The following is a 3,300-nucleotide window of genomic DNA, read 5'->3' on the forward strand; positions in this document are numbered from 1 at the left end:
AAGCACCACGGCGGTGCGAGACATCGGCGACATCAGCAAGCCACACAACTGAGCCAACAACACGTCTTTCGAAGGAATGTTTGCCAATTGCTTAACGCCATTCACGTCCAGAGCTTTTCCTGCAAATGCACCTGCACGAATGACCAACTTGTCGTTGGTTTTCGCGAAGTCAGCCACCACCTTTGCGGCAGCAACAGCATCGACAGAGAAGCCATAGATCAGCGGGCCGGTCATCTGGTCAGCGACCACTTCAAACTGCGTACCCGTCACAGCACGGCGAGCCAAGGTGTTTTTCAACACGCTCAGCGAAACGCCCTGGCTGCGAGCTTTGGCTCGCAAGTTTGTCATGTCAGCGACCGTGATACCACGGTATTCCGCCATCACAAGCGTTTGAGCTTTAGCGGCGAGGTCGGTCACTTCGGAAATGACCGCTTCTTTCTCACTGCGATTCAGACTCAAGGTCTACTCCTTTGTATGTGTTTTTCGGGTCACCCCTGAAACACGCCTATTTGCAGCGACCAACTGTTTCGGATCTTCATCCATCTGCAGCGGGATCGCCATCTGCGTTGGCCCAAAACCTCAAGATCTCTTGAGACTTTGTTGATTAAGCACACAGGGTGTGCACCAACGGTCTTGGATGGCTCGCTGTACTTTTTCAAGCACAGCGACCCACCACATTGAGGCGCTCTTTCGAACCCCTCAAATCTTTGCCATCACGCCGAGATGGATTGTGTGTCGACGCGAACGCCCACACCCATGGTCGACGAAACAGCCACTTTGCGCAGGTAAATGCCTTTGCTGGTCGCAGGCTTGGCCTTGACCAAAGCCTCGATCAATGCAGCCAAGTTGCCTTGCAACTTGTCGGTATCGAAAGAACGGCGACCGATGGTGCCATGCACGATACCGGCCTTGTCGACACGGAACTGGACCTGACCGGCTTTGGCATTGCGCACAGCAGTGGCCACATCAGGTGTGACGGTGCCAACTTTGGGGTTAGGCATCAGGCCACGTGGGCCCAGGATTTGACCCAAAGTACCCACAACGCGCATCGCGTCAGGGGCAGCAATCACCACATCGAAAGGCATGTCACCCGCTTTGACGCGGGCAGCCAGATCGTCCATGCCAACCACGTCTGCGCCAGCAGCCAGAGCCTCTTCAGCCTTGGCGCCTTGGGCAAACACAGCAACGCGGGCAGTTTTGCCTGTACCGTTGGGCAACACCACAGCGCCACGAACCACTTGGTCGGACTTCTTGGCGTCAATACCGAGTTGCACGGCCACGTCGATGGATTCATCAAACTTGGCTGTGGCGCACTCTTTGACCATGGTCAAAGCGTCGGCCAAGGCGTACAGCTTCAGGCTGTCAACTTTGCCCACGAGGGCTTTTTGTTTTTTAGTGAGCTTGGACATTTACACGCCCTCCACATTCACGCCCATGGAACGGGCAGTACCAGCGATGGTGCGAACTGCTGCGTCCAGATCGGCAGCGGTCAAGTCTTTCATCTTGGCTTTGGCGATGTCTTCCAATTGAGCGCGGGTGATCTTGCCCACTTTTTCCAAGCCAGGCTTGGTGGAAGCTTTGTCGATTTTCAAGGACTTCTTGATCAAGGTCGCTGCGGGCGGTGTCTTGATGATGAAGGTGAAGGACTTGTCTGCAAACGCAGTGATGACCACAGGCAACGGCAAACCTGGCTCAACGCCTTGGGTCTGGGCGTTGAACGCCTTGCAGAATTCCATGATGTTCAAACCACGCTGGCCCAGTGCAGGACCGATAGGTGGTGATGGATTGGCTTTACCAGCTGGAACTTGCAGCTTGATGAAGCCGACGATTTTTTTCGCCATGCTTTTCTCCTTGCGGGTTTTAACGCTTGAGGCCTTCAGGCCCTCAGCTCCCCGGGGTTAACGACTCAAGATCAAAGACGGGTGCCGAGTCGGGAAGCACCCATCCGAAAAATACAGGTCAGGTTTTCTCCACTTGACCAAATTCAAGCTCAACGGGTGTCGCTCGACCAAAAATGGTGACTGAGACGCGCATTTTGTTGCGCTCGTAGTTGACTTCTTCAACCGTGCCATTGAAGTCTGTGAACGGGCCTTCTTTAACGCGGATGTACTCGCCTACTTCAAACTCGACCTTGTGGCGCGGTTTGTCAGTGCCCTCTTGCATCTGGTTCACGATCTTGGCGACATCGGCCTCAGAGATCGGAGCCGGACGATTTTTAGCGCCGCCCACAAAGCCGGTGACTTTGTTCGTGTGCTTGACGAGATGCCATGTTTCGTCGTCCATGACCATCTCAACCAACACATAACCCGGAAAGAATTTTCTTTCGGTGGTTTTTTTCTGGCCGTTCTTGATCTCAACCACTTCTTCAGTGGGCACCAAGATGCGACCAAATTTGGTTTCCATGCCAGAGCGCGTGATGCGCTCGATGATGTTGCGCTCAACCGCTTTTTCCATGCCCGAATAGGCATGAACCACGTACCACTTGAGGTCAGGGTTGGTGGAGGATCCGGCCATTGGCGCGTTCACGACGACATCGTTCATTATTTTTTCCACCCCAGAATCAGATCGTAAAAAACCCATTCGAGAGTTTTGTCGGTGAGCCACAGGAAAAGTGCCATCACCACCACAAACGCAAAGACGTACAAAGTGATTTGAAGCGCCTCTTTGCGCTCAGGCCAAACCACTTTTTTGGTTTCACGAACAGCATCCCGGCCAAAAGCCACCAGTTCGCGACCGGTTTCGGAGGTGAAAAAGACCACCACAGCCGCCAGCACAGCCACCAGCAAACCACCCCACTGAACCCAAGCGCCTTGGGCTGCGAGCATGTAGTAAGCAACCAATCCTGCCAAAACCAATGCAACGGCCAACGCCAATCGCATCTTATCGCCAGCAGTATTCACTGTTTGAACTTCGGACGTTGCCATACGGCTTGAAACCTTTGTTGAGCCTCTTCAACAGATGACTCTTATCAGACAAGTAAGCCCGCTAGGGTCTAGCGGGCTTGGAAAATCCACCTGTTCAGGTGGCAGGGGCAGTAGGAATCGAACCTACAACCTTCGGTTTTGGAGACCGACGCTCTGCCAATTGAGCTATACCCCTACTTGAAGAAACCTCTTCAGGCAATGATCTTGGCAACAACGCCAGCGCCAACCGTGCGGCCGCCTTCGCGGATGGCAAAGCGCAAGCCTTCTTCCATCGCAATGGGGTTGATCAACTTCACAGTGATCGACACGTTGTCACCCGGCATCACCATCTCTTTGCCTTCTGGCAACTCGATCGCTCCGGTCACATCCGTTGTAC

The 3,300-nt window shown here is 53.8% G+C and carries 5 protein-coding genes, 1 tRNA gene and 1 pseudogene; all 7 read right to left on the reverse strand.

The genetic code is table 11. The annotated features are described in order from the left end of the window. Nucleotides 1–459, reverse strand: a 459-nt coding sequence (rplJ, locus tag Q1M54_RS16345; protein ID WP_300559585.1) for a 50S ribosomal protein L10, incomplete at its 3' end; no start/stop codon positions are given. A gap of 254 nt (nucleotides 460–713) precedes the next feature. After that, nucleotides 714–1,409 (reverse strand): 50S ribosomal protein L1, encoded by a 696-nt coding sequence (rplA, locus tag Q1M54_RS16350; protein WP_019428455.1) that lies wholly within the window; start codon nucleotides 1,407–1,409, stop codon nucleotides 714–716. Beyond that, entirely contained in the window at nucleotides 1,410–1,841 is a 432-nt protein-coding gene (gene rplK / locus Q1M54_RS16355; protein WP_300559589.1) for a 50S ribosomal protein L11, read from the reverse strand. It abuts the gene before it with no gap. Nucleotides 1,842–1,959: 118 nt separating this feature from the next. Next, nucleotides 1,960–2,541 carry a transcription termination/antitermination protein NusG gene (nusG, locus tag Q1M54_RS16360; RefSeq protein WP_300559592.1) on the reverse strand — a complete coding sequence of 194 codons (582 nt, stop codon included), beginning with the start codon at nucleotides 2,539–2,541 and terminating at the stop codon, nucleotides 1,960–1,962. Next, the gene (gene secE, locus Q1M54_RS16365; protein WP_300559595.1) at nucleotides 2,541–2,924 is read right to left on the reverse strand and encodes a preprotein translocase subunit SecE; all 384 of its coding nucleotides are present in this window, start codon (nucleotides 2,922–2,924) and stop codon (nucleotides 2,541–2,543) included. Before secE ends, nusG begins: the two co-directional genes overlap by 1 nt. A gap of 99 nt (nucleotides 2,925–3,023) precedes the next feature. Then, a tRNA-Trp gene (locus Q1M54_RS16370) sits at nucleotides 3,024–3,099 on the reverse strand. 16 nt (nucleotides 3,100–3,115) lie between these two features. After that, nucleotides 3,116–3,300: pseudogene (tuf, locus tag Q1M54_RS16375) on the reverse strand (elongation factor Tu); the annotation flags it as partial.

Origin of the sequence: Limnohabitans sp. Rim8, from assembly GCF_943326455.1 — a bacterium.
Lineage (GTDB): Bacteria > Pseudomonadota > Gammaproteobacteria > Burkholderiales > Burkholderiaceae_C > Limnohabitans_A.

Coding starts and splice junctions, on each gene's coding strand:
- secE (WP_300559595.1), bottom strand. CDS start 2,924: ATGGCAACGTCCGAAGTTCAAACAGTGAATACTGCTGGCGATAAGATG.
- nusG (WP_300559592.1), bottom strand. CDS start 2,541: ATGAACGATGTCGTCGTGAACGCGCCAATGGCCGGATCCTCCACCAAC.
- rplK (WP_300559589.1), bottom strand. CDS start 1,841: ATGGCGAAAAAAATCGTCGGCTTCATCAAGCTGCAAGTTCCAGCTGGT.
- rplA (WP_019428455.1), bottom strand. CDS start 1,409: ATGTCCAAGCTCACTAAAAAACAAAAAGCCCTCGTGGGCAAAGTTGAC.